This window comes from Pseudomonas sp. PB106 (assembly GCF_009764645.1).
Lineage (GTDB): Bacteria > Pseudomonadota > Gammaproteobacteria > Pseudomonadales > Pseudomonadaceae > Aquipseudomonas.
Genome location: NZ_RWIM01000011.1, coordinates 59,131 through 65,739, shown reverse-complemented (window position 1 = coordinate 65,739; position 6,609 = coordinate 59,131). Strand labels below are relative to the sequence as shown.

The 6,609-nt window shown below is 59.8% G+C and carries 4 protein-coding genes and 3 tRNA genes; all 7 read left to right on the top strand.

The window, feature by feature from the left end:
• The first annotated feature begins 142 nt into the window (after positions 1-142).
• The 7 genes from EJA71_RS02140 (at position 143) to EJA71_RS02110 (ending at position 6,584) form a co-directional block, all read left to right on the top strand.
• A tRNA-Val gene (locus EJA71_RS02140) sits at positions 143-218 on the top strand.
• Positions 219-274: 56 nt separating this feature from the next.
• A tRNA-Asp gene (locus EJA71_RS02135) sits at positions 275-351 on the top strand.
• A gap of 94 nt (positions 352-445) precedes the next feature.
• Positions 446-522: transfer RNA gene (locus EJA71_RS02130), tRNA-Asp, on the top strand.
• A 487-nt stretch (positions 523-1,009) separates the two neighbouring features.
• Positions 1,010-3,841: a xanthine dehydrogenase family protein molybdopterin-binding subunit gene (locus EJA71_RS02125; RefSeq protein ID WP_158953898.1), complete on the top strand. Its 2,832-nt coding sequence runs from the start codon at positions 1,010-1,012 to the stop codon at positions 3,839-3,841.
• Complete coding sequence (locus EJA71_RS02120) at positions 3,834-4,373, top strand: (2Fe-2S)-binding protein (protein ID WP_158953896.1); 540 nt, start codon at positions 3,834-3,836, stop codon at positions 4,371-4,373. The genes EJA71_RS02125 and EJA71_RS02120 overlap by 8 nt, the downstream gene beginning before the upstream one ends.
• Before the next feature lie 2 nt (positions 4,374-4,375).
• On the top strand, positions 4,376-5,611 hold the full coding sequence (locus tag EJA71_RS02115; RefSeq protein ID WP_158953894.1) for a cytochrome c: 1,236 nt from the start codon (positions 4,376-4,378) through the stop codon (positions 5,609-5,611).
• A gap of 1 nt (position 5,612) precedes the next feature.
• Positions 5,613-6,584, top strand: coding sequence for an XdhC family protein (locus EJA71_RS02110; protein ID WP_158953892.1), 972 nt, complete (start codon positions 5,613-5,615; stop codon positions 6,582-6,584).
• Positions 6,585-6,609 lie beyond the last annotated feature (25 nt).

Genomic DNA, 6,609 nt, shown 5'->3' with positions numbered 1-6,609 from the left:
GCAATACCCCGTGGGAGCGAGCTTGCTCGCGAAGGCGGTCTTACAGGATGGAAACAATTTCGTCTTTTTTAGAAAAACTTCAATCCTGCTATTGACTTAGGTTCGCTACCTGCGTAAATTTCGCGGCCTCGGAGATGCAAACGGGTGATTAGCTCAGCTGGGAGAGCGTCTGCCTTACAAGCAGAATGTCGGCGGTTCGATCCCGTCATCACCCACCACTCCCCGAGAAACTTGCGTAAGCAAGAGGGTAGGCTGAAAGTGCCTGCACCGACGCGCAGCGGTAGTTCAGTCGGTTAGAATACCGGCCTGTCACGCCGGGGGTCGCGGGTTCGAGTCCCGTCCGCTGCGCCATATTTAACGAGTCAGACATTGTCTGGTTCGCGATTGCCAAGCACCGAAGCTTGCAGTCAAAACGAGTTACTTGAGCGCAAGCTCAAAGCGATACGCAGCGGTAGTTCAGTCGGTTAGAATACCGGCCTGTCACGCCGGGGGTCGCGGGTTCGAGTCCCGTCCGCTGCGCCATATCTGCTTCAAGGACCACTGAACGCCTTGAAGCACCGAAAGCAACCTTTGGTTGTTTCGGAATCGATAGCAAAGACCCTGGTCGAAAGACCGGGGTTTTTTGTGTCTGAAATTTGGCTTTTCCTCTCTTCTTCCTCCTGCCCCAATACTAAATCCAACACAAATCCCTGTGGGAGTGAGCCTGCTCGCGATGGCGTCAGTTCAGCCAATCTGGTGGTGACTGGCACTCAGCCATCGCGAGCAGGCTCACTCCTACAAGTGTCTACCTGCCTGCTGCGGTGCCACGTCGCATTGATTTTTTGATTCTTCAGTCAAATATTTGTAACTGGTTGTTTGCTGCGAGCCCAGAAACCTTTAAAGTTAACCTTTCGGTCAGCTTTGCACTGTCATCACGCCTTTCGTTTAGCCAAGAAGGGCTTCTGCAAGACTCGAGATTCCCCAGTAGATAACCAGAAGGGCGGACGTATAACCGCCCAGAGGATGATCCATGTCCAACCGTGATATATCCCGGCGCTCGTTCCTCCAGGGTGGGCTGGTGGCGGGTGTGAGCGTCACGCTCACGCCGCTCAGCACCCAGGCGCTGGCTGCCTTGATGGAAAACAGCGTTACCGTGCCGTCCGAGAAATGGCTCGGCAACAACGGCAAGGCACGTCAGCGTAACGATGCACTGTCCAAGGTCTGCGGCAGCAAAGTCTTCGCGCGCGACATCCGCTCCAAGGACATGCCGGGCTGGCCCGAGCAGCAAGGCCACGCCATGCTGCTGAAAACCATCAAGGCTGATCGCATCTACGACGGTTACGACCTGTCGTGGCTCGGCGCTGATTTGCAGCCGGACCGCATCGTCACCGCTGCTGACCTGGACAAGGATGGCATCGTCTTTCCGGAAGAGCACGCCCCGGATCCGTTGCTGCCTGAAGGCAAAGTGCCGATGTTCATCGGTCACCCGGTGGCCATACTGATCTGGAACGATTTCGAGCGTTTCCGTCAGGCCAAGAACAAACTCAAATTCAATGACAAAGCGATTCGTTACGGCGCCAAAGTGCCGTTCTACGAAGGTGACCCGTACGGCAGCTTCCGCTACGTGCGTGTGGGTGGCGCGACCTCGGCAGACGAAGACGAATTCGCCAGCCTCAAGGATTCGATCCTGTTCCCGATGCTGAAAAACCGCCGTCCGGTGTGGAATTCCCAGCCAAATCTGCACGGCAACCTCACTGAGCGTGGCCTGTTCTACGCCGACCGCATGAAGAAAGAGATCGATACCCCGCCAGATAACTGGCTGGTCTTCGATGAGCGTTACAAAACCCCGTCGATTGAGCCGGCAGCAATGGAACCGGACAACGGCAACGGCTGGTACGACCCGAAAACCAAAACCCTGCACTTCGTAGTAGCGACCCAGTGCCCGCTGGAGGCAGCGACCGAGACCGCGAAAATGATCTCTCCGTCGCGCTTCGGCCTGGCCAACCTGAACATGCACCCGGGTTACACCGTGGGTTACGGTTCCAAAGACCACAACATTTTCGTCTACTACGCAGCCCTCGCTGCGCTGTACGGCGCCGGTGTGCCAGTGCGCTTGGCCAACGACCGCTACGAGCAGTTCCAGAGCGGGATCAAGCGTCACCCGTTCGACATCCGCTACCAACTTGCGGTGGACAAGAACGACTACAGTTTCAAGATTTTCCGCGCTGAAATGAGCGTCGACGGCGGCGGCCGGGTCAACTACAGCCCGTCGGTGGCGGCAGTGGGTGCCACGGCAGCGCAGTCGATCTACTACATGCCGCAGAACGACCTGCAAGTCACCGCCTACCACTCGCGTGGTGTTGAGGCCGGTTCGATGCGCGGTTACGGCACTCTGCAAAGCATGGCGTCGACCGAAATGATGGTCGACGAAATTGCCGATCGCCTCGGTGTCGATGCTATCGACCTGCGGCGCAAGAACGCGCTGCGTTCGGGCATGAAAAACACCCAGGGCGCGATCCCGGCCGGTGCCTTGCGTCTGCACGAGATTCTCGACAAGGCTTCGGTGCACGAAGTCTGGAAGAACCGCGACGCGATCAAGCAACAACGCGAAGCCGCAGACCCGGACAACTGGTATGGCGTCGGTTTCGCCATTTGCCAGAAAGACTTCGGCACCGGTTCCGAAGCGCCGATGGCCAGCATCGAATTCACCGCTGACGGTCGCATCACCCTGCGCCACATCGGTATCGAAATCGGCACCGGCATGTCCACCTCGCAAGCGCTGGTCGTGGCCGATTTCCTCGGCAGCCCGGCGCACGAAGTGAAGACTGGCGAAACCGAATGGAAGGAAATGCAGCTGATCACCAGCGGCAACCCTTACATCATGAGCCAGACCGAACAGGACAACTTGCTGCGCAACCCGCGTTGGGTCGGCAAATTGGCCTCGGCTTCGTCCGCGACCAACTCGGCTTACTACTTCAGTCATGCCACCCGTGAAGCAGCCCGCGTGCTGTTCAACAACGGTTTGTGGCCGGCGGCCATGGAAATCTGGCGTCAGGGCCCTTACGGCGGCCAAGCCAACCCATACGTTGTGCGTCGCGAAGATGCGCACTGGGTGGATGGCAAGCTGACTGCCAACGGCATGCAGCCGCTGACCTTCGAAGAGCTGGCCAAGCACGCTCACGAGCGTGGTCTGGTCACCGGCGCCACTGTTCATGCGTTCAACCGCTGGAGCTGGGCCGAGGCCGAATACAGCATCGACGGCGTGCGCGAGCGTCTGCCGCTCGACGGTCTGGCGGTGAAATACGGTGATGGTGCGCCGAAAGCCAAGAAAGCGTTGATGACCACGTCTGGTTTCCATCTGCTGGATCGCCAGAACATCAACTACCCGGTTGTTCAGTTGAACAACGCTGCCGTGACTTACTACAGCCCGGTCGCCACGCTGGTCGAGCTGAAGGTCAACAAAGGCTCGCTGGATGTTGAAGTGCTCAACCACCATTCGTGGGTCGAGTGCGGTCGTGTGTTGGTTGAAGAATTGGTCAAGGGCCAGCTCGAAGGCGGTATCGCCATGGGCATCGGTCACGCACTGATGGAAGAGATGCCGCTGTACGAAGGCGGGCCGGGGGAGGGTGACTGGAACTTCAACCGTTACCGTCTGCCGATGGCGCGTCACGTTGCCGTGTGGAAACAGACGTCGGAGATTCTCCCGGCACTGTCGCCGAGCGATCCGTCCAAAGGTATCGCCGAGGTGGTGATGATCCCGGTTGTCGGGGCCATCGGTAACGCCGTGGCGCATGCCATCGGCAAACGTGTTCGCGATCTGCCTATCACTCCAGCGCGCATCAAGGAGGCCCTCAATGGCTAACCGTCCGCTTCAACTGACCCTCAATGGTCAATCCGTCGGCCCGGTGGACATCCCTGATGACCTGCCGATGATCGACTACCTGCACGAATACAAAAACCTCACCGGTTCGCGTCTGGGCTGTGGCCAGGGCATCTGCCACGCCTGCGTGGTGATCGTCGACAACCCGGACGGCACCAGCGAAGAAGTGCGCACCTGCATCACTGGCGCGCATTACTTCGAAGGCAAGAAAGTCCGCACCATCGAAAGTCACGCCAAGCGTGACGAAAACGGTCAGGTGACTGAGCTGAACCCGATCCAGCAGCGCTTCGTCGACGAATTCGCCTTCCAGTGCAGCTACTGCGCACCGGGCTTCGTCAACGCCGCGACCGTGTTGGTCGAGAAGCTGCAACGTCAGCCGATTGTCAAAAGCAAACTGGAACAAGTCATCGAGGACAGCCTCGGCCATCACGTCTGCCGTTGCACTGGGTACGTGCGTTACTACAACGCCACTCGCAACGTGCTGACCGATCTCGGCCTGGTCAAGGAGGGTTAAGCATGAAGCTTTTTCTGACCCGCTTGACCTTGGCGGCCGGCCTGGCTGCGCCGGTGTTGTTTGCCCACGCCGATGATCAGGTCAAGCGCGGCGAGTATCTTGCCCGCGCCGCTGACTGCATGGCTTGCCACACGGCACCGGGCGGCGCGCCATTTGCCGGCGGTCTGCCGATCGTCTCGCCGTTCGGCACGATCTACGGCACCAACATCACCCCGAGCAAAGAGCACGGCATCGGTTTGTACAACGATGAGGAATTCTTCGCGGCGCTGACTGAAGGCAAGCGTCGTGACGGCGCTAACCTGTATCCAGCGATGCCGTACACCTCGTATCACTTGATGCCGCGCGCGGATTCGGATGCGATCCATGCGTACCTGAAAACCATCGAGCCGATCGAGCGTGCAGCGCCGGTCACCAGCCTGAGCTTTCCGTTCAACGTGCGTCCTGGTCTGATCGGCTGGAACATGATGTATGGCAAGGACCTGAAACTGGAGTCGGCCGAAGGCAAAAGCGAAGCTTGGAAGCGCGGCCAATATATGGTCGAAGTGCTCGGTCACTGCGGCGAATGCCACACGCCGCGCGGCCTGCCGGGTGCGATGCAGCTGGATAAACGCCTCACCGGCGGCATCCTTAATGGTTATCTGGCGCCGAGCCTGCTGGCCACTGATCTGGCTGCTCGCGGCTGGAACGAGCAGGATCTGAGCACGTTCCTCAAGCACGGCATGAGCGCGCAGGGGACGATGTTCAACGAGATGTTCCCGGTGTTCCACAACAGCACTCAGGGCCTGAGCGATCCTGATCTGGCGGCAATGGCGACGTTCCTGCTCGGCGACAAACCGCCGGCAGCCAAAACGCTTGTCGAAGTGCCGGTGGAAAAACTCAGTCCGAGCGCCCAGCGCGGCCAGCAGCAATACCTGAACGTCTGCGCCGGTTGCCATGCGGTCGGTGGCGAAGGCAAACCGCACATCGCGGTGGCCATGCGCGGCAACACCACGTTGCGCCTGGAAGACCCACGCAACCTGTTGCGCGTGATCGAAGATGGTATCGGCGAGCAGAAGTTCTCCGGTTTCGAGCACATGCAACCGATGCCGGGTTTCGCCGACAAGCTCAGTCCTGAACAGCTTACCGATCTGCTCAACTACCTGCGTCAAGGGTGGGGTGGGCAGTCTGCTGAGCTGGCAGTGAGCGAGGTGCAGAAGCTGCAAGCAGACGCACCGTCCATCGAGCACAAGGCCCACTGACATGCAGCATCTCGATCTACAAGTGGTGCGCCGCGCGTTGCAGTGGTCGGTGGCGGGGCAGCGCATCTGGCTCTGCACCGTGCTGACCACCTACGGCTCGGCACCACGTGCGCCGGGTTCGCTGCTGGCGGTGAACGAAGGCGGGCAGTGGATCGGGTCGCTGTCGGGTGGCTGCGTAGAGGAAGACTTTCTCGAGCGCGTCGCGGAAGGTGCGTTCCTCGATGCGGTCAACGTTGTGCGTTACGGCGAGGGCGACGATCCGCGTTCGCGGGTCAGCCTGCCCTGTGGCGGCATCCTCGATGTGCTGGTAGAGAAATTTGACGCCGACTGTGACGTGCAGGCGCACTTGCGTGAATTGGAATCGGCGCTGCTCGGTCAGCGTCGCTTGATTCGCGAGGTCGATCTGGCCAGCGGTGCGCGCAGCCTGTTCGCAGATCGCGAGCAGGGTGCGCGGATCGAGCGTGAGATTGATCGGGTGCGGATTCGTGTCGGCGCAGCGCAGCGCTTGTTGCTCGCCGGTTATTCCAGCGTGGCGCAGGCGTGCGCCGAGTTTGCCGTGGGTCTCGGGTTTGAAGTGATTCTCTGCGATCCACGCGAGGAAGTGCTTGAAGGTGTGGTGCTCAACGGCGTGGAGATTCGCCGGCAATTGCCTTCGGTGTTTATTGCCGATGGCGGCTGCCATCGCGATACCGCGGTTGTCGCGTTGACCCACGATCCGCGCATCGACGATCTGGCGATGATGGAAGCCGTGCGCACCGAAGCGTTCTACATTGGCGTGATGGGGTCGCTGCAGACGTCGCAGAAACGCTTTGAGCGACTGCGTCGGATCGGTGGGCTGGGCGAGTGTGAGTTGGCGCGGATTCATGCCCCGATCGGGCTCAACCTGGGTAGCAAGACGCCGGCGGAAATTGCTCTGGCGGTGCTGGCGGATATCCTGCGGATTCGCAGCGGGATTGCTCGGGATCAGCTCTGAGTGTTGTGTTAAATAAAAAGGGCCG

Excerpts from the sequence above, each read along its gene's own strand:
- EJA71_RS02115 (WP_158953894.1), top strand. The coding sequence starts at position 4,376 with ATGAAGCTTTTTCTGACCCGCTTGACCTTGGCGGCCGGCCTGGCTGCG.
- EJA71_RS02125 (WP_158953898.1), top strand. The coding sequence starts at position 1,010 with ATGTCCAACCGTGATATATCCCGGCGCTCGTTCCTCCAGGGTGGGCTG.
- EJA71_RS02120 (WP_158953896.1), top strand. The coding sequence starts at position 3,834 with ATGGCTAACCGTCCGCTTCAACTGACCCTCAATGGTCAATCCGTCGGC.
- EJA71_RS02110 (WP_158953892.1), top strand. The coding sequence starts at position 5,613 with ATGCAGCATCTCGATCTACAAGTGGTGCGCCGCGCGTTGCAGTGGTCG.